The organism is Halopseudomonas phragmitis, from assembly GCF_002056295.1.
Classification (GTDB): Bacteria; Pseudomonadota; Gammaproteobacteria; order Pseudomonadales; family Pseudomonadaceae; genus Halopseudomonas; species Halopseudomonas phragmitis.
Genome location: NZ_CP020100.1, coordinates 3,485,882 through 3,512,039, shown reverse-complemented (window position 1 = coordinate 3,512,039; position 26,158 = coordinate 3,485,882). Strand labels below are relative to the sequence as shown.

At 61.3% G+C, this 26,158-nt stretch carries 26 protein-coding genes; 22 read left to right on the top strand and 4 right to left on the bottom strand.

What is annotated here, in order from left to right:
* Positions 1-19 precede the first annotated feature (19 nt).
* The 12 genes from fleN to BVH74_RS16195 all read left to right on the top strand — a co-directional run bounded on the left by fleN (position 20) and on the right by BVH74_RS16195 (position 10,589).
* On the top strand, positions 20-847 hold the full coding sequence (gene fleN, locus BVH74_RS16250) for a flagellar synthesis regulator FleN (protein ID WP_080051115.1): 828 nt from the start codon (positions 20-22) through the stop codon (positions 845-847).
* Complete coding sequence (locus BVH74_RS16245; RefSeq protein WP_080051114.1) at positions 844-1,581, top strand: RNA polymerase sigma factor FliA; 738 nt, start codon at positions 844-846, stop codon at positions 1,579-1,581. Before fleN ends, BVH74_RS16245 begins: the two co-directional genes overlap by 4 nt.
* 177 nt (positions 1,582-1,758) lie before the next feature.
* On the top strand, positions 1,759-2,136 hold the full coding sequence (locus tag BVH74_RS16240) for a chemotaxis response regulator CheY (RefSeq protein WP_095624626.1): 378 nt from the start codon (positions 1,759-1,761) through the stop codon (positions 2,134-2,136).
* Positions 2,137-2,156: 20 nt separating this feature from the next.
* Positions 2,157-2,951 carry a protein phosphatase CheZ gene (locus BVH74_RS16235; protein ID WP_080051112.1) on the top strand — a complete coding sequence of 265 codons (795 nt, stop codon included), beginning with the start codon at positions 2,157-2,159 and terminating at the stop codon, positions 2,949-2,951.
* Between the two features lie 14 nt (positions 2,952-2,965).
* The gene (locus tag BVH74_RS16230; RefSeq protein ID WP_080051111.1) at positions 2,966-5,233 is read left to right on the top strand and encodes a chemotaxis protein CheA; all 2,268 of its coding nucleotides are present in this window, start codon (positions 2,966-2,968) and stop codon (positions 5,231-5,233) included.
* A gap of 59 nt (positions 5,234-5,292) precedes the next feature.
* Entirely contained in the window at positions 5,293-6,387 is a 1,095-nt protein-coding gene (locus BVH74_RS16225) for a protein-glutamate methylesterase/protein-glutamine glutaminase (RefSeq protein WP_080051110.1), read from the top strand.
* Positions 6,387-7,127, top strand: coding sequence for a flagellar motor protein (locus BVH74_RS16220; protein ID WP_080051109.1), 741 nt, complete (start codon positions 6,387-6,389; stop codon positions 7,125-7,127). The genes BVH74_RS16225 and BVH74_RS16220 overlap by 1 nt, the downstream gene beginning before the upstream one ends.
* Before the next feature lie 4 nt (positions 7,128-7,131).
* On the top strand, positions 7,132-7,947 hold the full coding sequence (motD, locus tag BVH74_RS16215) for a flagellar motor protein MotD (protein WP_080051108.1): 816 nt from the start codon (positions 7,132-7,134) through the stop codon (positions 7,945-7,947).
* A gap of 85 nt (positions 7,948-8,032) precedes the next feature.
* Positions 8,033-8,827 carry a ParA family protein gene (locus BVH74_RS16210; RefSeq protein ID WP_080051107.1) on the top strand — a complete coding sequence of 265 codons (795 nt, stop codon included), beginning with the start codon at positions 8,033-8,035 and terminating at the stop codon, positions 8,825-8,827.
* Between the two features lie 63 nt (positions 8,828-8,890).
* Complete coding sequence (locus BVH74_RS16205) at positions 8,891-9,616, top strand: CheW domain-containing protein (protein WP_080051769.1); 726 nt, start codon at positions 8,891-8,893, stop codon at positions 9,614-9,616.
* Positions 9,617-9,702: 86 nt separating this feature from the next.
* Positions 9,703-10,182: a chemotaxis protein CheW gene (locus BVH74_RS16200; RefSeq protein WP_080051106.1), complete on the top strand. Its 480-nt coding sequence runs from the start codon at positions 9,703-9,705 to the stop codon at positions 10,180-10,182.
* A 5-nt stretch (positions 10,183-10,187) separates the two neighbouring features.
* Positions 10,188-10,589 (top strand): DUF2802 domain-containing protein, encoded by a 402-nt coding sequence (locus BVH74_RS16195; protein WP_080051105.1) that lies wholly within the window; start codon positions 10,188-10,190, stop codon positions 10,587-10,589.
* Between the two features lie 23 nt (positions 10,590-10,612).
* Here BVH74_RS16195 and BVH74_RS16190 read toward each other — a convergent pair whose 3' ends face one another.
* On the bottom strand, positions 10,613-10,909 hold the full coding sequence (locus BVH74_RS16190) for an EscU/YscU/HrcU family type III secretion system export apparatus switch protein (RefSeq protein WP_080051104.1): 297 nt from the start codon (positions 10,907-10,909) through the stop codon (positions 10,613-10,615).
* The gene (fliK, locus tag BVH74_RS16185) at positions 10,909-12,423 is read right to left on the bottom strand and encodes a flagellar hook-length control protein FliK (RefSeq protein ID WP_165443826.1); all 1,515 of its coding nucleotides are present in this window, start codon (positions 12,421-12,423) and stop codon (positions 10,909-10,911) included. The genes BVH74_RS16190 and fliK overlap by 1 nt, the downstream gene beginning before the upstream one ends.
* Positions 12,424-12,651: 228 nt before the next feature.
* Between fliK and ccmA the strand changes: the two genes are divergently transcribed.
* The 9 genes from ccmA to ccmI are packed head-to-tail and all read left to right on the top strand — an operon-like array spanning position 12,652 to position 19,563.
* Positions 12,652-13,290, top strand: coding sequence for a cytochrome c biogenesis heme-transporting ATPase CcmA (gene ccmA, locus BVH74_RS16180; protein ID WP_080051102.1), 639 nt, complete (start codon positions 12,652-12,654; stop codon positions 13,288-13,290).
* Positions 13,290-13,961 (top strand): heme exporter protein CcmB, encoded by a 672-nt coding sequence (gene ccmB, locus BVH74_RS16175; RefSeq protein WP_080051101.1) that lies wholly within the window; start codon positions 13,290-13,292, stop codon positions 13,959-13,961. The genes ccmA and ccmB overlap by 1 nt, the downstream gene beginning before the upstream one ends.
* A gap of 13 nt (positions 13,962-13,974) precedes the next feature.
* Positions 13,975-14,718, top strand: coding sequence for a heme ABC transporter permease (locus BVH74_RS16170; protein WP_080051100.1), 744 nt, complete (start codon positions 13,975-13,977; stop codon positions 14,716-14,718).
* Complete coding sequence (ccmD, locus tag BVH74_RS16165) at positions 14,715-14,882, top strand: heme exporter protein CcmD (protein ID WP_080051099.1); 168 nt, start codon at positions 14,715-14,717, stop codon at positions 14,880-14,882. The genes BVH74_RS16170 and ccmD overlap by 4 nt, the downstream gene beginning before the upstream one ends.
* Complete coding sequence (gene ccmE, locus BVH74_RS16160) at positions 14,882-15,343, top strand: cytochrome c maturation protein CcmE (RefSeq protein ID WP_080051098.1); 462 nt, start codon at positions 14,882-14,884, stop codon at positions 15,341-15,343. The genes ccmD and ccmE overlap by 1 nt, the downstream gene beginning before the upstream one ends.
* A gap of 12 nt (positions 15,344-15,355) precedes the next feature.
* On the top strand, positions 15,356-17,338 hold the full coding sequence (locus BVH74_RS16155) for a heme lyase CcmF/NrfE family subunit (protein WP_080051097.1): 1,983 nt from the start codon (positions 15,356-15,358) through the stop codon (positions 17,336-17,338).
* Positions 17,338-17,895 carry a DsbE family thiol:disulfide interchange protein gene (locus BVH74_RS16150; protein ID WP_080051096.1) on the top strand — a complete coding sequence of 186 codons (558 nt, stop codon included), beginning with the start codon at positions 17,338-17,340 and terminating at the stop codon, positions 17,893-17,895. The genes BVH74_RS16155 and BVH74_RS16150 overlap by 1 nt, the downstream gene beginning before the upstream one ends.
* Positions 17,895-18,371, top strand: a complete 477-nt coding sequence (locus tag BVH74_RS16145; RefSeq protein ID WP_080051095.1) for a cytochrome c-type biogenesis protein — start codon at positions 17,895-17,897, stop codon at positions 18,369-18,371. The genes BVH74_RS16150 and BVH74_RS16145 overlap by 1 nt, the downstream gene beginning before the upstream one ends.
* Entirely contained in the window at positions 18,364-19,563 is a 1,200-nt protein-coding gene (ccmI, locus tag BVH74_RS16140; RefSeq protein WP_080051094.1) for a c-type cytochrome biogenesis protein CcmI, read from the top strand. The genes BVH74_RS16145 and ccmI overlap by 8 nt, the downstream gene beginning before the upstream one ends.
* Positions 19,564-19,629: 66 nt before the next feature.
* Here ccmI and BVH74_RS16135 read toward each other — a convergent pair whose 3' ends face one another.
* Positions 19,630-21,090, bottom strand: a complete 1,461-nt coding sequence (locus tag BVH74_RS16135) for an SLC13 family permease (RefSeq protein WP_080051093.1) — start codon at positions 21,088-21,090, stop codon at positions 19,630-19,632.
* Positions 21,091-21,115: 25 nt separating this feature from the next.
* Positions 21,116-22,429 (bottom strand): MFS transporter, encoded by a 1,314-nt coding sequence (locus tag BVH74_RS16130; protein ID WP_080051092.1) that lies wholly within the window; start codon positions 22,427-22,429, stop codon positions 21,116-21,118.
* 159 nt (positions 22,430-22,588) lie between these two features.
* Between BVH74_RS16130 and smc the strand changes: the two genes are divergently transcribed.
* On the top strand, positions 22,589-26,092 hold the full coding sequence (gene smc / locus BVH74_RS16125) for a chromosome segregation protein SMC (RefSeq protein WP_080051091.1): 3,504 nt from the start codon (positions 22,589-22,591) through the stop codon (positions 26,090-26,092).
* Positions 26,093-26,158: the final 66 nt, after the last annotated feature.

The following is a 26,158-nucleotide window of genomic DNA, read 5'->3' as shown; positions in this document are numbered from 1 at the left end:
AGGCAAGGTATACAACGAGATGGGAAGCAAACATCCGGTTCAAGTGATCGCAGTCACCGGCGGCAAGGGCGGGATCGGCAAGACCAATGTGTCGGTCAACCTCAGCCTGGCCCTGGCCGAGCTCGGGCGACGTGTGGTCCTGCTGGATGCCGACCTTGGCCTGGCCAATGTCGATGTGCTGTTGGGGCTCAAGCCGCGAGCTACCCTGGCTGACGTGCTGGAAGGTAGTTGTGATCTCAGGGATGTCATGATCTCCGGTCCTGGTGGAATACGGGTGGTACCGGCCGCTTCCGGCGTGTCGCACATGGTCCATCTCAATGCCCAGGAGCATGCTGGCTTGATCCAGGCCTTCAGCGAAATTGGCGATGACCTGGATGTGCTGATCGTCGATACCGCCGCCGGTATCAGCGATTCGGTACTGAGTTTCGTGCGCGCCGCCCAGGAAGTGCTGGTGGTGGTCTGTGACGAGCCTACCTCTATTACCGACGCCTATGCGCTGATCAAGCTGCTCAACCGCGATTTTGGCATGACCCGTTTCCGGGTTCTGGCCAATATGGTCAATACCCCACAGGAAGGTCGCACGGTGTTTGCTAAACTCACCAAGGTGACTGACCGCTTCCTGGATGTAGCCCTGCAGTATGTGGGAGCGGTGCCATTTGACGAGATGGTGCGCAAGGCGGTGCAGAAGCAGCGCGCAGTATATGACCTGTATCCCCGCAGCAAGGCCTCCATGGCGATTCGGGCGATTGCCCAGAAAGTCGATGGCTGGCCTTTGCCCGCCAATCCGCGCGGCCATCTGGAATTTTTCGTGGAGCGTCTGGTTCAGCAAGTCGGATCCGACGCATGACGGCACTGGCTGGTGGAGTGAGCATGTATACCCGCGCGCAGAGCACAGCCGAATATCAGGATCGACTGGTCGAGCAATTTGCTCCTCTGGTCAAACGTATTGCCTATCACCTGCTCGGTCGGTTGCCGGCCAGCGTGCAGGTTGAAGACTTGATGCAGGCCGGTATGATCGGCTTGCTCGAAGCATCCCGCAAGTTCGATAACAGCAAGGGCGCCAGCTTTGAAACCTACGCCGGCATCCGCATTCGCGGGGCCATGCTGGATGAAGTGCGCAAGGGTGACTGGGCTCCGCGTTCAGTACACCGCAACACACGCCTGGTCAGCGATGCGATCCGCTCGGTTGAGGCTCGTTTGGGGCGTGACGCTAAAGATAATGAAGTTGCTGCCGAACTTGAGATGAGTCTTGAGGAATATTACGCGATCCTCAACGATACCGCCGGCAGCAAGCTATTCAGTTTTGATGATTTGCTTGAGTCCGGAGCACCGACCGATGTTCAGGCCGAGGCTGAGCCTCTGGGCGGGCTTCAGGATGAGCGCTTTCGGGTCGCCTTGAGTAATGCGATCGAGGGGTTGCCCGAGCGTGAGCGCCTATTGCTGTCGCTGTATTACGACGAGGAATTGAACCTCAAGGAAATCGGCGCCGTACTGGGGGTCAGTGAATCACGGGTCAGTCAGTTGCACAGCCAGTGCGCCGCTCGTCTGCGGGCCCGCCTGGCCGATTGGCGCGACGATTGATTTTATCGCCAGCATCCGGACAATGCGCCTGGGCCTGACGCAAGGCGGATGATAGCTGGCAATATGGGTTTTCAGTGTTTCCTTAGGTGGTTCGACAGGCTTGAACATGGCAACGGGTGAGCAGCGAGCGAGCCTGCATTTCCCCTGGTTTGTACGGAGGTCTACTTGGACAAGAACATGAAAATTCTCATCGTTGACGATTTTTCGACGATGAGGCGCATCATCAAGAATTTGTTGCGTGACCTGGGGTTTACCAACACGGCTGAAGCCGATGATGGCACCACGGCGTTGCCCATGCTGCAAAGTGGCAACTTCGACTTTCTGGTGACCGACTGGAATATGCCGGGCATGAGCGGCATTGACCTGCTGCGCGCAGTGCGGGCCGACGAGCGCCTCAAGCACCTGCCGGTGCTGATGGTTACCGCTGAAGCCAAACGCGACCAGATCATTGAAGCGGCTCAGGCCGGGGTCAACGGTTACGTGGTCAAGCCTTTTACCGCGCAAGCCTTGAAAGAGAAGATCGAGAAGATTTTCGAGCGCGTTCAGGCCAAATAACACAACCCGGGGTAAAGGTTATGGCGTTAAGTAAGGATCCCGGTCAGGAAACCGCCCAGGAATTCGAACATTCCCTCAAGGAAAATGCGCGGCAGCTGGTCAGCTACCTGGAGAATGGCGAGTTTGCCGAAGCCGTACTGGTCATCCATGCCATCAATCAGGCCCGTGACCGCGGTCTGTACCATGAGGTCGGCAAGCTCACCCGGGCGCTGCACAGTGCGATCGTCAATTTTCAGATCGACACCACCCATGCGCTCGAAGAAGGCAACGACAGCTCCAAGATCACCGATGCTTCCGACCATCTCGACTATGTGGTCAAGCTGACCGACAAGGCCGCCAACCGGACCATGGATCTGGTTGAGAGCAGCGCGCCGATTGTTTCTGAGCTTGGCCAGGAAGCGGCAACCCTGCGCGCCGACTGGGAGCGCCTGCAGCGCCGCGAGATCGCCGCCACCGAGTTCCGTGACCTGTACCGACGCATTGGCGATTTTCTGGCCAAGACCGAGCAATCCAGCAGTGCTGTTAGCTCGCAGCTCAACGAAATTCTGCTGGCCCAGGATTATCAGGACCTGACCGGTCAGGTGATCAAGCGGGTCATTACCCTGGTTCATGATGTCGAGGAAAGTCTGGTCAGCCTGGTGCGCATGGCTGGTCAGGTTGATCGAATTGCCGGTATTGAACACGGCGAAACGCGGGCAACACCGAAAAAAACATCCTCCAAGGGTGAAGGTCCGCAGATTCATGCCGATAAAAGGGAGGACGTGGTGTCTGGACAGGATGAGGTCGACGACCTTCTGTCCAGTCTTGGCTTCTAGGGGAGAGTAGGTGCATGAGTTTCGATGCGGATGAAGAGATTCTCCAGGATTTTCTGGTTGAGGCCGGCGAGATCCTCGAACAGTTGTCCGAACAGTTGGTCGAGCTGGAAAACCGCCCAGACGACATGGACCTGCTCAATGCCATTTTCCGTGGCTTTCATACCGTCAAGGGTGGTGCCGGATTTCTCCAGCTCGACCCCTTGGTAGCCTGTTGTCATATCGCCGAAAATGTTTTCGACATCCTGCGCAAGGGTGAGCGCCAGGTCGACGCTGAGTTGATGGATGTCGTGTTGCAGGCGCTGGATGCCGTCAATGCGATGTTTGCCCAGGTGCGCGAGCGTGATGAGCCAAGCCCTGCCGACCCCGGGTTGCTTGAAGCCCTCTCGCTGCTGGCGCAGCCGGCCAGCGCGGCGCCAGTCGCTGCCCCCGCGAGTGTTGAGTACTCCATTACTGAAACCGTGAGCGCCGGAGCCGACAGCGATGGCGATATCACCGATGACGAGTTCGAGCAGTTGCTCGACGCCTTGCAGTCGCCTGAAGAGTCGGAGACCGAATCGTCGGTTTCAGGTCAGGGTGACAATATTTCCGATGATGAATTCGAAGCCCTGCTGGATGAACTTCATGGTCCCGGCAAGGGGCCGGGTATTGATCAGGCCGCCGCGCAGAGCGCCCAGGCTGAAGTAGCAAATGACGAGATCAGTGATGACGAGTTCGAGGCGCTGCTGGATCAATTGCATGGCAAAGGTGCGGCTCCGGGCCTGAGTTCCGAGCCGGCTGCAGCGCCGGACGTGGTGGCGGCTGCTACAGCGGCGGTGAGCGCCGAGAGTGATGAAATCAGCGACGACGAATTCGAAGCACTGCTCGACCAGTTACACGGCAAGGGTGCAGCCCCCGGCAAGTCGGAGGCCGCCAACGGTGTTGCTGCAGCGCCGGCCAAGGCTGAAAGTTCGACTGACAAGCCGATTGAGCACAAGGCGCCGAAGGCGTCCGAGCCAGCTGCGGCCAAGGCTCAGCCTGCACCCAAAGCTGTCGCCAAAGCGCCTGCTGCCAAAGCCGAAAAGCCGCCAGCAGCTGCCGCCAAGGCCAGCGCACCGGCGCCTGCTGATGCTGCTGTGGATACCACTGTGCGGGTCGATACCGCCCGGCTTGATGACATCATGAACATGGTCGGCGAGCTGGTGCTGGTGCGGAACCGCCTGGTACGCCTGGGTTTGAGCAGTGGTGATGAAGAGCTGAGCAAGGCTGTCGGCAACCTCGACGTAGTCACTGCCGATCTGCAGATGTCGGTGATGAAGACTCGCATGCAGCCGATCAAGAAGGTATTTGGTCGCTTCCCTCGCGTGGTGCGTGATCTGGCGCGTAACCTGAAGAAGGAGATCAACCTTGAACTGATCGGCGAAGAAACCGATCTGGACAAGAACCTGGTTGAAGCACTGGCCGACCCGCTGGTGCACCTGGTGCGCAACTCGGTCGATCATGGGATCGAATCGCCCGATGAGCGTGAACAGGCCGGCAAGCCGCGCACTGGTAAGGTAGTGCTGGCGGCCGAACAGGAAGGCGACCACATCCTGTTGACCATCACCGATGATGGCAAGGGCATGGACCCGGAAGTGCTGCGGGCCAAGGCGGTAGAGAAGGGCATGATGGACAAGGATGCCGCCGACCGTCTAAGCGATACCGAGTGCTTCAACCTGATCCTGGCGCCGGGCTTTTCGACCAAAACCGAAATTTCTGACGTTTCCGGCCGTGGGGTCGGCATGGATGTGGTCAAGACCAAGATTTCCCAGCTCAACGGCACCATCAATATCGAGTCGACCAAGGGCCAGGGCTCGCGGATCGCGATCAAGGTGCCGCTGACACTGGCGATCATGCCGACCCTGATGGTGATGCTGGGCAATCAGGCGTTTGCCCTGCCGCTGGTCAGTGTCAACGAAATCTATAGTCTGGATCTGTCACGCACCAACATCGTTGACGGTCAGGAAGTGATCATCGTCCGCGACAAGGCGTTGCCGTTGTTTTATCTCAAGCGCTGGTTGATGCCCGGTGTCGAGGACAGCAGTGATCACACTGCCGCCAGCGTAGTGATAGTGTCGGTCGGTACTCAGCGGGTCGGCTTCGTGGTCGATCAACTGGTCGGGCAGGAAGAGGTGGTGATCAAGCCGCTCGGACGGATGCTCCAGGGCACAGCCGGCATGGCCGGGGCAACCATCACCGGTGACGGACGCATTGCCCTGATCCTCGATGTTCCCAGTTTACTCAAGCGTTACGCGCGGCGGATCTAATAGCGCCCGGGTGGCCCTTTCAGCCGCCTGCGGGTGTGTAAAGGTTTTCAGGAGAGTGTATGGCGGTCAAGGTTCTGGTGGTGGACGATTCAGGCTTCTTTCGCCGCCGGGTGACGGAGATCCTTGCGGGTGACCCGCAGATCCAGGTGGTCGGCACGGCCACCAATGGCAAGGAGGCTATCGAGCAGACCCAGGCGCTGCGCCCCGATGTAATCACTATGGATTATGAAATGCCGGTCATGGATGGCATTTCCGCAGTCAAGCAGATCATGCAGCGCTGCCCAACGCCGGTACTGATGTTTTCTTCGCTCACCTACGAGGGCGCACGGGTCAGCCTGGATGCGCTGGACGCCGGTGCGGCGGATTATCTGCCGAAAAATTTTGAAGACATTTCGCGCAACCCGGACAAGGTCCGGCAACTGCTATGCGAGCGGGTACATGCCCTGGCGCGCACCAACCGGCGTTCGTTGGGTATTGCTCCGGCGACGGTCAGTGCGCCGTCAGTCTCCAGTCGGCCATTGACCGGCAGTGCCTCGGCGCCTCGCAGTAGTGAACCTCCAGCACCGCGCTCCAGCAGTCCGGCTCCGCGCAAGCGCAGTTACAAACTGGTGGCGATCGGTACTTCCACGGGGGGGCCGGTGGCCCTGCAAAAAGTCCTGACCCAGTTGCCTGCCAGTTTTCCGGCGCCGCTGGTGCTGATTCAACACATGCCGGCAGCGTTCACCAAGGCGTTTGCCGAGCGCCTCGACAAGCTCTGCCGTATCAGTGTCAAGGAAGCTGAAGATGGCGACATCCTGCGCCCAGGGCTGGCGTTGCTGGCGCCGGGCGGCAAGCAAATGATGGTCGATGGCCGCGGCGCCATCCGAATCCTTCCCGGCGATGAACGGCTCAACTACAAACCCTGTGTCGACGTAACCTTCGGGTCTGCCGCCAAGGCCTTTGGCGACAAGGTGCTGGCCGTGGTCCTGACTGGCATGGGCGCCGATGGTCGAGAAGGTGCACGGATGCTCAAGCAGGCCGGCAGCTCGGTCTGGGCCCAGGACGAGGCCAGTTGTGTTATCTACGGCATGCCGATGGCCGTGGCCAAGGCCAATCTGGCTGACGGTATCTACAGTCTCGACGACATCGGTCGTTATCTGGCAGAGATCGGCTAATGGATATTCTCAGCGTCATTGGCGTCATTCTGGCTTTTGTCGCCATCATCGGCGGCAACTACCTGGAAGGTGGGCATGCTGCGGCGCTGATCAACGGTCCGGCGGCGCTGATCGTCATCGGCGGCACCTTGGGCGCGGCCTTCATCCAGACACCACTGCCAGTGTACAAACGCTCGCTGGCGATTCTCGGCTGGATCTTCTTTCCGCCGACCAGTCGCCTGCAGCAGGGGATTACCCAGGTCATCAACTGGAGCAATGTGGCCCGCAAGGAAGGCTTGCTGGGGCTGGAAGGGGTGGCCGATACCGAACCCGACCTGTACGCCCGCAAGGGTTTGCAACTGCTGGTTGACGGCAGTGAGCCGGAGGCGCTGCGCAGCATTCTCGAAGTTGAGCTGATCACCCGGGAAAATCACGACCTGGCCGCTGCCAAGGTGTATGAGAGCATGGGTGGCTACTCGCCAACCATCGGTATCATTGGCGCGGTCATGGGGCTGATCCATGTGATGAGCAATCTGGCTGATCCTTCGGCGCTGGGTAGCGGCATCGCTGTGGCCTTTGTCGCAACCATCTACGGGGTGGCGCTGGCCAACCTGTTTCTGCTGCCGGTGGCCAACAAGCTCAAGTCGGTAGTGATGCAGCAATCACGCTACCGGGAAATGATCCTCGAAGGGCTGCTATCGATCGCCGAAGGGGAAAATCCGCGCTCAATCGAAATGAAGCTGGAAGGCTTCCTGGAGTAGCCCGATGCGCCGGCGACAGCATCAGGAGCACGAAAACCACGAGCGCTGGCTGGTCTCGTACGCAGACTTTATTACCCTGCTGTTCGCCTTTTTCGTGGTCATGTACTCGATTTCCTCGGTCAATGAAGGCAAGTACAAGGTGCTGTCTGACACGCTGGTGGGTGCCTTCAATCAGCCGCAGCGCTCTATCGAACCGATCCAGATCGGTGAGGAAATTCCGCGTGGCTTGCAACGCAGCGATACCCAGGGTATCAGTGGCGGCGATGCCGACAATCTTGTCGATCCGTTGGTGGACATCACCACGGCCATGCAGCAGGCCTTCGGTGATCTGATTCGTGCTGGTGATCTGGAAGTGCGTGGCAACGAACTGTGGATCGAGATCGAACTCAACTCCAGTTTGCTGTTTCCTAGTGGCGATGCACTGCCGACCGATGAAGCTTTTGGTCTGATCGAGCGGATCGCTGAGATCCTTGCGCCCTATGAGAATCCGATTCATGTCGAGGGCTTTACCGACAATCAGCCGATCCGCTCGCGCCTGTATCCGACCAACTGGGAGCTGTCCGCTGCCAGAGCCGCCAGCGTGGTGCGCATGCTCGGCAATGGTGGAGTAAACCCGGAACGGATGGCCGCAGTAGGCTATGGTGAATTCAAGCCGGTTGCCGACAACGGCACCGCTGCCGGCCGGCGAGCCAACCGGCGGGTGGTCTTGCTGGTTTCGCGCTATCTTGATCAGCGTCACCAGTCTTGGCAGGGTGATGCTCAGGATGCCGACGCCATGCGCCAGGCTCGGAGCCAGGCTGGCACGGGAACTGCACAGTAGCCCGAAACGCCCGCTTGGGTGTCAATCTATCGTCATTTGCAGTAACCACGGGTATCGGCAGTACCGCTACCCCGGGAGGAAAGGCATGAGAGTTTGGGCCGTGGCCAATCAGAAAGGCGGGGTGGGCAAGACCACTTCGGCGGTGGCGTTGGCTGGCCTGTTGGCAGACCAGGGGCAGCGCGTGCTGGTGGTCGATCTCGACCCGCACGGCTCGATGACCAGTTATTTTGGTCATGACCCGGACAATCTCACCAGCAGCGTATTCAATCTGTTTCAGCACAATGGTCAGGTTCCTGACGGTTTGGCCGAGGCGCTGTTGCTCAATACCTCCCACGAAAATATCCGCCTGATGCCCTCGAGCACCTCGCTGGCGACCCTGGAGCGCCAGTCGGCCGGGCAGGGTGGCTTTGGCCTGGTCATCTCCCGGGCCCTGGCCCAGCTTTGGGGTGACTATCAGTTCGCTATTATCGACAGCCCACCCTTGCTCGGGGTGTCGATGATCAATGCCCTGGCCGCCTGTGAGCAGTTGGTGATCCCGGTTCAGACCGAGTTTCTGGCACTCAAGGGCCTGGAGCGGATGGTCCATACCCTGAATATGGTCAATCGCTCGCGCAAACAGGAACTGCCCTATACCATTGTGCCGACCCTGTTCGACCGGCGTACCCAGGCTTCGCTGAATACCCTGAAACTGCTGCGCCGCGACTACGCTGATCATCTATGGCAAGCCTTCATTCCTATCGATACCAAACTGCGTGACGCCAGTCTGGCCGGGATGGTGCCGTCGCGGATGGATGCCAACGGTCGCGGAGTGCTGGCCTACCGGGCGTTATTGCGCTATCTGTTGGCGCAGTCGCTGCCGCGCAAGGAACAGGTAGCCTAATGTTGGGCCGATACTGGCCGATATGCTAAGTGACCCGACCCGATGATCGACATGGCGCAAGAGATGACTAAACCCCTACCGGTGCAGCAGTTCGTTCCCGAGCAGACGATCCAGTGCTATCTGGATTCGCTGTTGCAGGATGCTGCCCAGGAACTGGCTCTGGCTGAACAGCAGACTCAGGAGCTGGCACCGCCAGCCCAGCTTGAGGCCGCGCCGGTGGTGGTGCCTGCCGAACCGGAGCCTGAGCTTGAGCAGGAACTGCAAGTTGAAGCACTGGTAGAGCTCAGCACTGATGCTGAGCATGTGCCGCCAGTGCTTGAGCAGGCTGCCTGGCGCGAAGAGCCGTTCGAGGCGCTGCTGTTCGATGTTGGCGGTTTGACCCTGGCGGTGCCGCTGGTATCGCTCGGCAGTATTTATCCGCTGGAGGATGAAATCACTCCGTTGTTCGGCCAGCCGGACTGGTTCCTTGGCATCCTGCCGACCCAGGCGGGCAACCTCAAGGTGCTGGATACTGCCCGTTGGGTCATGCCCGAACGTTACGATCCAGCGCTGCGCGACGGCCTGCGCTTTGTAATTTCGGTGCAGGGCTATGACTGGGGTATGGCCGTGCATGGCGTTAGCAAGTCGATCCGGCTGACTCCCGAGCAGGTCAAATGGCGCTCCCAGCAGGGCAAGCGACCCTGGTTGGCCGGTACGGTGATTGAGCACATGTGCGCTCTGCTGGACGTTTCCGCCCTGGCCACGCTGATTAGTGCGCCAGGGACGCGTGCGCTGGCCAATAGCCGGTAGGAACATTAGGATGACATCAGACAACTACAGCCTGAGCATGGTCGCGCGGCTGAATCTCACATCAATCTAGACCGGGATACATGACAATGAAGAATACCGCCGCTCAGGGTGCCGAGGATCCGATTCTGCAATGGGTTACTTTCCGCCTGGATAACGAGACCTACGGCATCAACGTGATGCAGGTGCAGGAAGTACTACGTCATACCGAGATCGCCCCGGTTCCGGGTGCGCCGGCCTATGTGCTGGGGATCATCAATCTGCGGGGCAACGTGGTCACCGTGATCGATACCCGCCAGCGTTTTGGTCTGGGCTCGGCGCCGATCACCGACAACACCCGGATCGTCATCATTGAGGCCGACAAGCAGGTGGTTGGCATTTTGGTCGACAGCGTGGCCGAAGTGGTCTACCTGCGCCAGTCCGAGATCGAGACCGCACCTAATGTCGGGACCGACGAGTCGGCCAAGTTTATTCAAGGCGTGTGTAACAAGAACAACGAGCTGCTGATTCTGGTCGATCTGGAAAAGATGATGACCGAGGATGAGTGGGCCGAACTGCAAGGCTTCTGATCGGGATGATGACCTCCTGGGAGACGCTGCTGGCTGGGCTGTTGCTGGGCCTGTTGCTGGCTGGTCTGCTGGCTCTGGGCTGGGGGCTGCGGCGTCAGGGTCGGCGCCTGGCCGAGCAGGAGCAGGCGCTGCGTCAACGTCAGGAGCAGTTGGCGCGTGATCTGGCCAGCTTCCAGCAGGGCAGCATCCGCATGGGTGAGACTTTGCAGGAGGTCAGTCAGCAGCTCAAGCGCCTGGAAGACAAACAGCTCAAGTTTGAACAGCAGGACCCGCACACCATGCCCTACAACCAGGCCGCTCGGCTGGTGAGCATGGGCGCCAGTGTCGAAGATCTGACCCAATCCTGTGGTCTGTCCAAGGCTGAGGCCGAACTGGTCGTCAAATTGCACGCCGCCCGGCGGCACTGAAAGCCAGCACTGCGCGCCCTGCGCTACCCCTCAGCATCATCCCTATCGGGAAATACAAAACCTGCTGGAGCTTTCCCTTTGAGATGCCAGGCAAAGGCAATGATCTCGGCGATGGTGCGGTACAGCTCCTCGGGAATTTGCTCGCCCAGATCCATGCGTGCCAGGATTCGCACCAGGTCAGCGTTCTGGTAGATCGGCACTTCGTAGTCCATGGCCAGTTGCACGATCTGCTCGGCCAGCTCGCCTTCGCCCTTGGCCGTCAGCGTCGGGGCTTGTTCACCGTCGTAGAGCAGGGCGATGGCTTCCTTGGGGTCATGCATCAGGTCACCTCGTCGATCCAACGTTGCTGCAGACTTTGGCGTGGCTCCGGCGGCAGGCCGGCATGACAGCTCAGCTCGGCAACTTCCAGGCCCTTGCCGAGCAGCCGGGTACGCAAATGGCCCAGCTCCTGCTCCAGCAGCGCCAGGGTGAGCGGTTGCTCGGTCCAGAATTCACTGCTGACCCGCCCGGCCTTCAGGCGGCTGATGCAGTGCAGGGGGCCGAGCTGATCCAGGTCGAAGGCCAGCCGGATTTCCCATTGCGGCTGCAACTCCTGAGCCTTGCGATTTGGCGCCGGGTCGTCTCGCTGGATACGTACTTGCACATGCTGGAACTGCTGGCCGTCGCGCAGCGGGATATCCAGCTGCCAGACTGTCTGGCTGCTGCCGTCGGCAAAGCTCTGGGTCTGCCCCAGGCTCTGGAACTGCTGGTGCTGGATGCGAGCCAATAGGGCTGCGGTCAAGCGCAGCAGGCTGCCCAGATCAGGCGCTTCGGCCAGATTGCTCAGCACCCGGTTCGGGAGTGGAAACAGCCCAGGTCTGACTGCGGGCAGGGCTTGCCATGGCCCGGGTGGCGGCAGTAATGGTGGCAGATGTGCGCCGGGCAGCTGGCGTTGGATTTGGGTCAGCAGATTGAGCAGGGCCAGCTTCAGATCGCTGCCTGGCAGGGCGGGTGCATCGCTGGCCGGAGTCATGCTGGCCAGCAGGGGCAGCAGTTTGTTCAGCGGCGGGAGGTTGTCGCCCTTGCTGCCCAGAGCCGTGGCCAGACGGGCCAGATCGGCTTCGAGAAAGATCCCGCTTTGGCGGATGGCCCGGTTCACGCCGGCTTCGCTGTTCAGTTGGGAGAGGTTGCTGATCTGCTCCAGCACCTGGCGCATGGCCGGTTGCAGCTCGCGGCCAGCGGCTGGCGGCTGGGCACTCAGGTTTTCGAGCAGGCGCAGCAGGGGCGCGGCTGAACCCTGAGCCATGAAACTGTCGCGCAGCCCCTGCATCAGGCCGAGCTGAAGCTGCTGGGTCTGGCTGCCGACCACCCGCAGTTCCCCGGCGGCGCCAACCTGGGCGGTCAGCAGACTGCCGGGTTCCAGGGCGCGGCTGCTGACCAGGCTCAGCAGGGCACCGCTGGCACCGCCCTGCAACAGGCGCACAAGCAGAGCGAAGCGGGCCTGCTCGGCTTGGGCCGGTAGTGGCTGCTGACTCAGCACCCGGGCCTGGATCAGACTGCCGGCCGGAAACAGCGCCGGATCAAGCCGGGTCAGAGGCGCAGTGACCTGGGCTGGCAGCAGGCTGGCCGTAGCGCGGGTCTGGCTGATCAACTGAATCAGTAGTTGGGCGCCTTCGGGCAGCGCCTGGCGACTGTTGGCCAGGATCTCGCGCGGTGGCTGGCCGGCGAGCGCGGCCAGCCGCAACAGCAGCTCGAAGTGGGCCCCCTTGGCCTCGCTTTTGAGTACCTGGGCCTGAAGTTCAACGCCGTTTGGCAACCCTTGTGCGTCAATCGGACGCAGCAGTTCCAGAGGCACTGCACCCGGGTTGCTGGTTTGTCCGCTTAGCCCGCTGGTTAGCGGGCTTGCGACCGTTGGAGGTAAACGAAAGTCAGGGCTCATGCTGCCACATGTTGATATAAATCAGAGGCCTCTGGTGAGAGGCTGTATGTATAATGGCCCCCGTTGACGCGGCCGTAGACAGTATAGCGGCTGCAGCGGGGCAAGCATTAGGGTTGTCCTGTTTATCCGGGCCGATGCGGAGTAATGGTGAAACCACAGCCGATACAGGTAGAGCGACTGACGTGTGAACGCGACCATCGGGAGCTGTTCGCCGGGCTGAGTTTCGAACTGGCCGCTGGTGAGGTGCTGCAGGTGGCCGGACCCAACGGTTCGGGCAAAACCAGCCTGCTGCGGATTCTGGCCGGGCTGATGCCGCCGGTAGCCGGTGATATTCGTTATGCCGGCGAGTCGATTTTGAGCGGCCGTGGCCGCGAGCGCTGGCGCCAGGACTTGCTGTACATCGGTCATGCCCCGGCGATCAAGGGCAGTCTGACCGCTGAGGAAAACCTGGCCTGGCTGTGTGCTCTTGGCACTCCGGCCAGCCGTGAACAGATTTGGGCGGCCCTGGCCCAGGTCGGGCTCAAGGGCTTTGAGGATGTGCTGTGCCACAACCTCTCGGCCGGGCAGCAGCGCCGTGTGGCTTTGGCCCGACTGTATTTGCAGCCACCGCCGGTGTGGATTCTGGATGAACCCTTTACCGCTATCGACAAGACCGGTGTTGCTGCGCTGGAGCAGCACGTATTGGCCCATGCGGCGGCTGGAGGCCTGGTGGTGCTGACTACCCACCACAGCCTGGATCATCTGGATGCGGTTCGTTGCCTCGATCTGCAGCAGGTGGCCTGATGCGACGGATTGTCTGGTTGTTGTTTTGCCGTGAGTGGCGCCTGGCCTGGCGTCGCCCTGGGGACTTGCTGAACCCTCTGGTGTTCTTCGCCATCGTGATCAGCCTGTTTCCACTGGCGGTGGGGCCGGAGCCGAGCATGCTACGGATCATGGCCCCTGGGGTGATCTGGGTCGCGGCACTGCTGGCGACCCTGCTGTCGCTCGATGGTTTGTTTCGCAGTGATTACGAGGATGGATCACTGGAGCAGTGGGTGTTGTCCGCTCATCCGCTGACACTGATGGTATTGGTCAAGGTGGCGCATCATTGGCTGGTATCGGGCTTGGCGCTGGTGATTCTGGCGCCGTTGTTCGGCCTGATGCTGGCTCTGCCGCCGCAGGTGCTGCCGGTCTTGTGCCTGACCCTGCTGCTGGGTACCCCGGTGCTCAGTCTGCTGGGCGCGGTGGGGGCGGCTTTGACGGTCGGCCTCAAGGGCGGCGGGTTGTTGCTGGCATTGTTGATCATGCCCCTGTATATCCCGGTGCTGATTTTGGGTACTGGCGCGATGGATGCCGCACTGCAGGGCCTGCCGGTCATGGGCTATGCCCTGTGGCTGGGTTGCCTGGCGGTTCTGGCGCTGAGCCTGGCGCCGCTGGCGATTGCCGCTGGCCTGCGTATCGGGGTGAGTGAATGAGGTTGGAGACGCGATGAACTGGAGTTTTTTCCACAAGCTGGGTTCGCCCAAGTGGTTCTACGATATCAGCGGCCGCTGGCTGCCCTGGTTCGTGCTGGCCACCGTGCTGCTGCTCAGCGTTGGGGTCGTCTGGGGATTGGTGTTCGCCCCGCAGGATTATCAGCAGGGCAACAGTTTCCGGATTATCTATATTCATGTGCCGGCAGCCTTCGTCGCTCAATCCTGCTACATCATGCTGGCAGTGGCCGGTATCATTACTCTGGTCTGGCGGATGAAACTGGCTGACGTGGCGCTGCGCTGCGCTGCTCCTATCGGTGCCTGGATGACCTTCATTGCCCTGATCACCGGAGCCATCTGGGGCAAACCGACCTGGGGCACCTACTGGGTCTGGGATGCGCGCCTGACTTCAATGCTGATTCTGTTGTTTCTGTATTTTGGCATCATCGCTCTGGGCCAGGCGATCAGCAACCGCGATACCGCAGCCAAGGCCACGGCCGTGCTGGCCATTGTCGGGGTGGTCAATATCCCGATCATCAAATATTCGGTGGATTGGTGGAATACCCTGCACCAGCCCGCCACCTTCAAGGTCACCGCCAAGCCGGCCATGCCGATCGAGATGTGGTTCCCGCTGCTGCTGACAGTGCTCGGCTTCTATGCCCTGTTTACCGTCAGCCTGCTGATGCGCATGCGGGTTGAAACCCTGCGGCGCGAGGGCAAGACCCGCTGGGCGCGTGAAGCTCTGGAGAAAATGTCATGAGCGGTTTGTCTGAATTCTTGGCGATGGGTGGGCACGGCCCCTATGTCTGGTCGGCCTACGCCATCACCTTCGTGGTATTGGCGCTGAATGTGTTGGAGCCCTGGGTGGCGCGTCGGCGTCTGGTAAGTGAAGAGGCGCGTCGTCGGCGCCGGGAGGAGGTGTGATGCATCCGCAGCGAAAGAAACGTCTGGCGCTGATTCTGTTGGTCGTGTTGGGCGTTGGGGTAGCCGTAGGGTTGGCGTTGACCGCTCTGAAGCAGAACATCAATCTGTTCTATACCCCGACAGAAATTGCTGAGGGACAAGCCCCCCTGGATACTCGCATTCGCGCCGGCGGCATGGTCGTGGCCGGTAGCGTCAAACGGGCCAGCGACAGTCTGGATGTCGAATTTGCCGTAACCGATGGCAACAAGCAGGTGGTGATTGCCTACAGCGGGATTCTGCCCGACCTGTTCCGCGAGGGGCAGGGCATCGTCGCGCTGGGGCGGCTGAATGAAGGTCGCATGCTGGTCGCCGATGAGGTGCTGGCCAAGCACGATGAGGAATACATGCCGCCGGAAGTGGCGCAGGCGCTGGAACGCGTCAACCACATGTCCGTCAATGGCGCCTCGGCGTCCGGTTACTGAGTTGGAGGCAGGATGATTCCCGAACTTGGCCAGGTCGCCCTGATCATTGCATTGGCGCTGGCACTGCTACAATCGACGCTTCCTCTGTATGGCGCCTGGCGTGGCGATGCATTGACCATGAGCTTTGCCCAGCCGGCGGCGGTGGGGCAGTTTGTGTTCATTCTGCTGGCCTATATCTGTCTGACCCATGCCTTCATGGTCCATGACTTCAGCGTGACCTATGTGGCGCTGAACTCCAATAGCGCCTTGCCCTGGTACTACCGTTTCAGCGCGGTTTGGGCCGGGCATGAAGGCTCACTGCTGCTGTGGGCACTGATTCTGGCGAGCTGGACGTTTGCCGTGGCGATCTTCTCCCGTCACCTGCCACCGGAAATGCTCAGCCGGGTATTGGCCGTCATGGGTATGATCAGTGTCGGTTTCCTGCTGTTCACTCTGATGACCTCCAACCCCTTTGATCGGCAGTTGCCCTATCACCCGGTCGATGGCAAGGATCTCAACCCGCTGCTGCAGGACTTTGGCCTGATCGTCCACCCGCCGATGCTGTACATGGGTTACGTCGGCTTCTCGGTGGCCTTTGCTTTCGCCATCGCCGCTTTGCTCGGTGGCCGGCTGGATGCTGCCTGGGCGCGCTGGTCGCGGCCCTGGACCATTGTGGCCTGGGCGTTTCTGAGCCTGGGCATCGTGCTGGGCTCCTGGTGGGCCTACTACGAACTGGGCTGGGGCGGCTGGTGGTTCTGGGACCCGGTTGAAAACGCTTCCTTCATGCCCTGGCTGGTTGGTACCGCGCTGATTCACTCGCTGGCGGTGACCGAAAAGCGTGGGGTGTTCAAGAGCTGGACCGTGCTGCTGGCGATTGCCGCCTTCTCGCTCAGCCTGCTGGGCACCTTCCTGGTGCGCTCGGGCGTGCTGACCTCGGTACACGCCTTTGCCACCGATCCGGAACGGGGGGTATTCATCCTTGGCTTCCTGCTGGTGGTGGTCGGTGGCTCGCTGCTGCTCTACGCCCTGCGGGCTCCTGTGGTCAAAAGCCAGATCGGCTTTGCCCTGTGGTCGCGGGAAACCTTTCTGCTGATCAATAACGTGATTCTGGTGGTCGCGGCGCTGATGGTACTGCTCGGTACCCTCTATCCGCTGGCGCTGGATGCGCTGACCGGCACCCTGGTCTCGGTCGGCCCGCCGTACTTCAATGCGCTGTTCCTGCCACTGATGGCGATCCTGATGGTGGCTCTGGGCGTCGGTATGCTCAGCCGCTGGAAGGACACCCCGGTCAAGTGGCTGTTCAGCCAGCTCAAATGGGTCGCGATTCTGTCGGCCATTGGCGCGATTGTCCTGGCATTGTGGATCGGTGACCACTATGCCGCGGTGGGCAGCATGCTGCTACTGGTGTTCTGGGTCACCGGCATGAGCCTGGTCGATATCCGCAACAAGACCCGCAACAAGGGCCTGGCCAAAGGTCTGCGTGCCTTGCCGCGCAGCTACTGGGGCATGACCCTGGCGCATCTGGGTATGGCTGTATGCGCAGTCGGTGTGGTCGGTGCCAGCCTGTTCGACAGCCAGCGTGACCTGCGCATGGCGCCGGGCGATCAGCTTGAGCTGGGTGGCTATCGCTTCGTCTACATCGAGCCCAGCCACCGCGAAGGCTCCAACTGGGTGTCCGACAAGGTGGTGCTGGAGGTATTCAAGGGTGAGCGCCGGATTACTACCCTGCGTCCCGAGAAGCGCCTGTACACCGTGCAGAACCAGCTCATGACCGAGGCGGCGATCCACGCCGGGTTCACCCGCGACCTGTTTGTCGCCATGGGTGAGCCGCTGGGCAATGACGCCTGGGCCATGCGTGTGCATATCAAGCCGTTTGTGCGCTGGATCTGGCTGGGCGGCCTGTTCATGACCTTCGGTGGGTTGCTGGCGGCCAGTGACAAACGCTACCGGCTCAAGCTGCGTGAACAGCGCACCCAGCCGGCCCAACCGGCCCAGGCGGCCGGGGAGGTGGTCTGATGCGCAGACTGATTTTGTTGGTGCCGCTGGTGCTTTTTGTGGCCGGTACCTTGTTCTTCTATCAAACCCTGAGAGAGCGGCAAGCCTCTGAAATACGCCAGAGCTCGATTGAGCTGCCGTCGCCGCTGATTGGCAAGCCGCTGCCAGCCTTCGAGCTGGAGGATGTCAAGGATGCCCAGCGGCGTATCACCGCCGCCGACCTCAAGGGGCCGGCGCTGGTCAACGTCTGGGCCACCTGGTGCGTGGCCTGCCGGGTCGAGCATCCGGTGCTCAACCGTCTGGCCGAGCAGGGCGTGGTCATCTATGGCATCAACTACAAGGACGACAACGCCTCCGCCCAGCGCTGGCTGCGCGACCTGCACGACCCCTACCAGATCAATGTCAGCGACCCGCAGGGGCGTCTCGGTCTGGATCTGGGCGTCTATGGCGCCCCCGAGACCTTCCTGATCGATGCTGACGGGATCATCCGCTACAAGTTCATCGGCGTGATCGATGACCGGGTCTGGGAGCGTGAGCTTGAACCGCGCTATAAGGCTCTGCTTGAGGGAGGTACCTGATGCGTAAGCTGCTCTGTGCGCTCGCCCTGTTGTGCGTCGGCGCCCTGGCCCATGCCGCCATCGACACCTACGATTTCGACAGCGAAGATCAGCGTCAACGTTTCTACCAGATCAGCAGCGAGCTGCGCTGCCCGCTGTGTCAGAACCAGAACATTGCCGATTCCAATGCGCCGATTGCCACTGACTTGCGCGGTGAAGTCTATCGGTTGCTGGATGAGGGTCGCACTGACAAGGAAATCGTCGAGCACATGGTGGCCCGCTATGGCGAGTTCGTTCGCTATCGGCCGGTCCTGACCGTGGAAACCATGGTGCTGTGGTTCGCCCCGGCGGTATTTCTATTGGCTGGTTTCGTCATTTTGCTGGTGATGGTACGCCGTCGCCAAAAGGCGCTGAACAACGCTCAGGCCAGTGAGCTGGACGAGCAAGAGCGTGAGCGCCTGCAAGCCCTGTTGGAGAAGAAGACCCGCGATGACTGATTTCTGGTTGTTCAGTGCCCTGCTGCTGGTGGCGGGGATAGTGGTTGTGCTCTGGCCGTTGTGGCAGCGCGGACGCCAGGCCACGGTTGATCGTACCGCGTTGAACGTTGCGCTGTTCGAGGAACGTCTGGCCGAACTGGAAGGTCAGCGCGGCGCCGGTGAAATTTCCGAAGAGCAATACCAGCAGACCCGTCAGGAAGCCAGTCGCCTGCTGCTGGAAGATACCGCCGAAGCCGATCAGCGCCAGCGCCCGCGCGTAGCCGGAACACCGGCTCTACTGGTGGTCGCCGCGATCCTCATGGTGCCGCTGGTACTGGTGCTCTACAGCAGTTGGGGTAACCCGGCTGGACTGGCTCTGTACCGTGAACTGCAGGAGCGCCCGCAGGTCGAGAGCCTGGAAGCGTTGATCGACCGGATGGAGCGGATTACCGAGGTCCAGCCGCAGAATGGTGAAGCCTGGTTCATGCTTGGTCGGGCTTACATGAATGCCCAGCAGCCGGAGCAGGCTGTCAGAGCCTTTGGCTTGAGTGTCGAGCGTCTGGGTGAGCGCCCGGAAGTGCTGGCCCAGTTGGCCCAGGCCCGCTACTTTGCTGCCGGCAACCAGCTCGATGCGCAATCGGTAGCAGCGCTCGACAAGGCGTTGGAAATGGAGCCGCGTGAGCCGACCGCCCTGGGCCTGTTGGGCATTGCCGCCTTCGAGTCGGCTGACTACAGCGGTGCTATCGCATATTGGGAACGCCTGCTGGCTGGCATGCCACCGGGTAGCAGTGGGGCCGAAGCGATTCAGGGTGGTATCGAGCGGGCTCGGCAGCGGCTGGGGCAGCCAGCTCCTGCCGTGGATGAAGTGGCCGAGCAGGCAGTGATCCGGGTGCGTCTGGAGATTGATCCGCAAATTGCGGCCGGTCTGGATGATGGCGCGGTAGTCTTTCTGTTCGCCCGCGACCCGAACGGGCCACCCATGCCGCTGGTTGCCAAGCGTTTCGCCCTGGATGAGTTGCCTGCCGAGGTTGAGTTGAGCGCTGCCGACGCCATGCTGCCCGGAGTAACGCTCACCCCTGGTCAGTCACTGCAACTGGTGGCCCGGGTCTCGCCCGATGGCGATGCCTTGAGCGGCAGCCATCAGGGTCGTACCGATAATGTCGAAGTGGGCGCCCAGCAGCGGGTACTGGTCAAGGTCGACCAGCCGCTGTAACTACACCCATCCTCAACCAAGTCCTGTTCGCGCCGGCAGGCAACCGCCGGCGCTATGGGTATTTGCCTACATGGCGAATACCACTCCCATCAGTACATAGCTCAGCAACGTCACCAGCACGATACCAATCAGGTTCAGGGCAAAGCCGGCGCGGATCATGTCGCCGATATGCATGTGCCCGCTGGCGAACACGATGGCATTGGGTGGGGTCGCCACCGGCATCATGAACGCGCAACTGGCGGCAATCGCAGCCGGCACGGTGAACAGAATCGGCGAGACTCCCTGACCCATGGCCAGCGCCCCCAGCAGCGGCAGGAAGGCGGCTGCGGTGGCAGTATTGCTGGTCACCTCGGTGAGGAAAATGATAACCGCCGTTACCACCACGATCATCGCCAGCGCCGGCAGCATGCCAAGAATCGACAGGCTTTCGGCAATCCACTGGGCTAGCCCTGAGCTGGTGATCACGCCCGCCAGGGTCAGGCCGCCACCAAACAGCAGCAGCACGCCCCAGGGCATATCCTTGGCTGTTTCCCAGTCCATCAGAAAGGTCCGCTCACGCAGGCTGACCGGCACCAGAAACAGGATGATGGCCGCGGCGATGGCGATCACCGTGTCGTTCAGCCAGGGCAGCAGGTTCTGCGACAGCAGCGGCTGAAAAATCCAGGCCATGGCGGTCAGGCTGAAGATCAGCGCCACCAGCTTTTCCGCCTTGCTCATGGCGCCCAGTTCGAGCAACTGCTGACGCAGCATCTCGCTGCTGTCGCTCTGGTCGCTGAGGCCGAACGGACGGCGGGTCAGCCACCACCAGATCGCCACCAGCATGCTCAGAGCCACCGGCACGCCGATCATCATCCACTGGGCGAAGCCGACATCGATACCCTGGTTGTCGCTCAGATAAGCAGCCAGCAGGGCATTGGGCGGCGTGCCGATCAAGGTGGCGATGCCGCCGACGCTGGCGGCATAGGCAATACCCAGCAACAGGGCCACGGCAAACCGACGTACCGACTCGCTGTCTTCCTGCTCCAGCAAAGTGATTACCGACAGTCCGATCGGCAGCATCATGATAGTGGTGGCGGTATTGCTCACCCACATGCTGAGAAAGGCCGTGGCCAGCATGAAACCGGCAATCTGGTTGCGCGGTTTGCTGCCGACGGCCAGCAACGTCGCCAGGGCAATGCGCTTGTGCAGGTTCCAGCGCTGCATCGCCAGCCCCAGCACGAAGCCACCCATGAACAGGAAGATGATCGGGTTGGCATAAGGGCCAGTGGCCTGGGCCACGCTGCCCAGGCCCAGTGCCGGAATCAGCGGAATGGGCAGCAGTGCAGTGGCTGGAATCGGTATCGCCTCGGTTGACCACCAGGTAGCCATCAACAGCATCAGGCCGGCAGTGTTCCAGGCGGCTTCACTCATCCCCCCTGGTGCCGGCAGCAGCAGAGTGATCAGCAAAAACGCCGGGCCCAGCAACAGGCCAATGCGACGTGCGAGCGGAAGCCCTTGTGGGGCCGGTGGAGTCAGGGTCGCTGACATGGTGTGTTTCCTTTACTGTGGTAAATCAGGATTGAACTTCCGGCAAAGTCAGAGCCAACAGCGCTCCCAGCAAACCTATACCAGAGAGTAGCAACAACATGCCGGCCGCACCGATCAGACTGCTGAGCAGGCCGAACAGTCCGGTGGCCAGCAGGATCAGGCCAATAACGCTATTGCCGACCGCCACGTAGTCGGTGCGCTTGTTGCCGCCGGCCATGTCCAGAACGTAGGTCTTGCGCCCGACCCGTACACCACTGTGGGCGATGCCGAGCACGAAGAACGCCAGCGGGAACAGCCAGGCGTGCAGGCTGGCCGGCAGAGCAGCCCAGAGATGAATGGCGATCACCAGCGGACCAAGCAGGCTGGCCAGAAAAGCGGCATAGATCATTACCTGGCGGCTGGAACGGTCGGACAGGCTGCCCCAGACATAGGCGCTCAGGCTGCTGGCCAGTCCATTGGCGACTAGAAAGGCGCCCAGCATGCTCAGCCCGGTGCTCAGTTGCTGGCCGAGCAGCACGTAGTAGGGGGCCGATAGCGCCGAGCACAGCAGCAGCGCCCGGGTGATCACGAAACGCCGGAACGGCTGATCATGGCGTAGCAGGCTCAGGCTGCTCCAGGCCTTCTCGATGGCATTGCCGCCGCCGTCGGTGGCGCCGGGCGCTTCTTCGATACGCTGATAAATCAGGGCCGCCAACAGCCAGAGCATTGCGGCGGCGATCAATAGTGTGGCGTAGAACAGCATGTCGTCATCGGCCGGGGGCCAGATCAGGCAGTACAGGCCAAACCCCAGTGCCAGCCAGCCGGACAGGCTGGTGGCCAGGCCGTTCATTCGCCCGCGCCGGGTTTTCGGTACGGTCTTGCCGATCACATCCTTGCTGGCTACCGAGCACAGTCCGCGGGCCAGGCTGAAGACAATCAGGCAGGCGATAATCAGCGCCCCGGCCAGGGTGCCCTCGGTCAGCCAGGCGGCCAGCCCCATGGCAACCAGCGCCGCAGCCTGGAGCAGGCTGCCCAGCACCCAAATACCCTTGCGCCGGGCATAGCGGCGGATGCGGGCGGCAATGAACAGTTGCGGCAGCATTGAACCGGACTCGCGGATTGGCACCAGCCAGGCGATCAACGCCACCGGCGCGCCGACCACACCCAGGAGCCAGGCCAGGGTGGTCTTGGGATTAGTCAGTGTATCGCCGAGGCTGGTCAGGGTGGTGGCGAACACCTGGCGGAAAAAATTCTGCGGCACATCGCTGCAGGCGCTGTCGGGGATGTCCTTGCAGACCCGGGCGTCTTCCTGCTCAATCAGCCGGTTGTAGAGACTTTCCAGTTTGGGGTCGAGATTCATGTGGGGCGGGGTGGCCGTGCCAGATAAAACCTCGAATTCTGCCGTAGCGCAGTTGCTTTGGCCACCTTTGTGGTCCAACAGTTGTCGCTGACCGGCATAGCAGGTAAAAATGCGTCTTTGTTGTCATTCACTGCATCACGATCAAGGACAGGCCGATCAATGCGACTCAAGTGCATCAAGCTGGCAGGCTTCAAATCCTTTGTCGATCCCACCACGGTCTACTTCCCGACCAACATGGGCGCAGTGGTTGGCCCCAATGGCTGCGGCAAATCCAACATTATCGATGCGGTGCGCTGGGTTATGGGCGAAAGTTCGGCCAAGAACCTGCGCGGCGAGTCGATGACCGATGTCATCTTCAATGGCTCCAACAGCCGCAAGCCGGTAGGCCAGGCCTCAATCGAGCTGGTATTCGATAATAGTGACGGCACGCTTCAGGGCGAGTACGCGGGATATAACGAAATCTCCATTCGTCGCAAGGTTACCCGCGAAGCCCAGAACCAATATTTCCTCAACGGCACCAAGTGCCGGCGCCGCGATATCACCGACATCTTCCTCGGCACCGGCCTGGGGCCGCGCAGCTACTCGATCATCGAGCAGGGCATGATCTCCAAACTGATCGAGGCCAAGCCCGATGAGCTGCGATTGTTTATTGAGGAAGCTGCCGGCATCTCCAAATACAAGGAGCGCCGGCGCGAAACCGAAAACCGTATCCGTCGTACCCATGAGAACCTGGCGCGCCTGACAGACCTGCGCGACGAGCTTGAGCGGCAACTGGCGCACCTGCATCGTCAGGCTCAGGCGGCAGAGAAGTACAAGGAATTCAAAGCCGAGGAGCGCCAGCTCAAGGCTCAGTTGCAGGCGCTGCGCTGGCAGACGCTGGACGCCCAGGCAGGCGAGCGTGAGCACCGGGTGCGGGATCTGGAGATTGCTCTGGAAGCCCTGATTGCCGAACAGCGCAATGCCGACAGCGAAATCGAAAAGCAGCGTGACCAGCACAGTGATCTGACCGAACGCTTCAATCAGGTACAGGCCCGTTATTACAGCGTTGGCGCCGATATCAGCCGGATCGAGCAGGCCCTGCAGTTCAATCGCGACCGCCAGCGCCAGTTGCACGAAGATATCGAGCAGGCCGAACAGGCCTGGCAGGAAGCGCAAAGTCACCTGACCCAGGACCAGGCGCTGCTCGCCGATCTGCACAACGAACTGGCGCAGATTGAGCCAGAGCTGGAAATGGCTGGCGCTGCCGACGAAGACACCACCAGCGCACTGCTGGCCGCCGAAGAGGCGATGCAGGCCTGGCAGACGGCCTGGGACCAGTTCAACCAGTCAGCCGCCACTCCGCGTCAGCAGGCCGAGGTCGAGCAGTCGCGCATTCGCCATCTGGAACAGGCTATCGAACGCCTTGGCGAACGCATCCAGCGGCTCGAAGATGAGCGCACGACGCTGACCTCCGGACCGCTGGATGACGAACTGGCGGAACTGGCCGAACAACTGGCCGAACTGGATCTGCGCAGCGAAACCGAACAGCAGCAACTGGACGACCTGGGCGAGCGCCTGCGCCAGGAGCGCGACACCCTCAACGCGCTGAGCCAGGAACAGGATATCCGGCGCGGTGAGATTCAGCGCGGCAACGGCCGTCTGGCATCGCTGGAAGCCTTGCAGCAGGCAGCCCTGGACCATGGCCAGGGTGTGCGCCAATGGCTCGAGCAGCAGGGTCTGGGCCAGCTCAGTCAGCTGGCAGAACGGCTGCAGGTCGAGCCGGGTTGGGAACGCGCGGTTGAAACTGTGCTGGCCGATGACCTGCAGGCCGTCAGTCTGGATGATCTTGGCGCTTTAGCTGACAGCCTGGAGGGCTTCGATCAGGGCCATCTGCGCCTGATCGAACACCGCGCCCTGACTCAGACTGGCAGCCCGCTTGAGGCCGCTTTGCTGAGCAAGGTAACCAGTACACTGGACCTGAGTCCCTGGTTGGCTCAGGTCGGCACGGTGGCCAGTCTCGATAAAGCCTTGGCCCGGCGTGGCAATTTGCAGGCTAATCAGTCGCTGATCACTGCCGACGGGCATTGGGTCGGACCCAACTGGCTCCGCCTGCGGCGCGGCGATGCCGGTGAGACCGGCGTTCTGGCCCGCCAGCAGGAAATCGAACAACTGCAGCTTGAGCTGGAAACCCAGGAAGCCCGTTTGCAGGAGGCTGATGAACGGCTGAGCGGCCTGCGGGAACTGATTCGCAGCCTGGAGCAGCAGCGCGACAGTCTTCAGCAGGGGCTGGCCCGACTGGGCCGCGAGCAGGGCGAACTCAAGGCCCAGTGGTCGGCCCGCCAGGTGCGTCTGGAGCAGATCAATGCCCGGCGTCAGCGCATTAATGATGACCTGGAAGACATCAAGGCCCAGCGCGCCGAAGAGCTTGAGCAGGTCGGCGAGGCACGTCTGAGCCTGCAGGAAGCGCTGGACCGAATGGCTGAAGATTCCAGCCAGCGTGAGAGCCTGCTGGCCCAGCGCGATCAGGTACGTGAGAACCTGGATCATGCCCGCCAGCACGCCCGCCAGCACAAGGACCGGGCCCATCAGTTGGCCCTGCGGGTTCAGTCGCTGCGGGCTCAGCAGGACTCTACCCAGCAGGGTCTCGATCGTCTCAACGCCCAGATCGAGCGTCTGGCCGAGCGGCGTGAACAATTGCGCATGACCCTGGAAGAAAGCCAGGCCCCGGAAGACGATCAGCGCATCGAACTGGAATCACTGCTGGAGCAGCGCATCAGTGTCGAACAGGAACTGGCCCAGGCCCGCGAAGCGCTGGAGCTGGTCGACCAGCAGATGCGTGAGCAGGACCGCCGCCGCAGTCAGGCCGAACAGCAAGCCCAGGTACTGCGCACCCAGCTCGATGAGCAACGGCTGATTGCCCGCGATCTGCAGACCCGCCGTCAGGGCCTGCAGGAGCAACTGCTGGAAGCCGGCTATGATCTGCAAGGGGTTATCGCCAGCCTGCCAGAAGGCGCCGCCGAGGCCGACTGGGAGCAGCAACTGGCCCAGCTTGACGCCCGCATCCAGCGTCTTGGCGCGATCAACCTGGCGGCGATCGACGAATATCAGCAGCAATCCGAGCGCAAGCGCTACCTGGATGCCCAGAATGCCGACCTTGAAGAAGCGCTCAATACCTTGGAGCAGGTGATCCGCAAGATCGACCGGGAAACCCGCAGCCGCTTCAAGGAGACTTTCGACAAGATCAATCATGGTTTGCAGTCGCTGTTCCCCAAGGTCTTTGGTGGCGGTCATGCCTACCTGGAGCTGACCGGCGACGACCTGCTCGATACCGGGGTGGCGATCATGGCCCGCCCGCCGGGCAAAAAGAACAGCACTATCCACCTGCTGTCGGGTGGCGAAAAGGCCTTGACCGCCATCGCCCTGGTATTTTCGATCTTCCAGCTCAACCCGGCGCCGTTCTGTATGCTCGACGAAGTCGATGCGCCACTCGACGACGCCAACGTCGGACGTTACGCGCGGATGGTCAAGGAGATGTCAGACCGGGTGCAATTCATTTACATTACCCATAACAAGATTGCGATGGAGATGGCCGACCAGTTGCTGGGTGTAACCATGCATGAACCTGGCTGCTCCAGGCTGGTCACAGTGAATGTGGAAGAGGCCGCCGCGTTGGCGGCAGTTTGAAGTTACGCGCGGGCATGATAGTGTCCGCCCATAGACACCGGTGAGGCGTCATAACGCCATTACTGG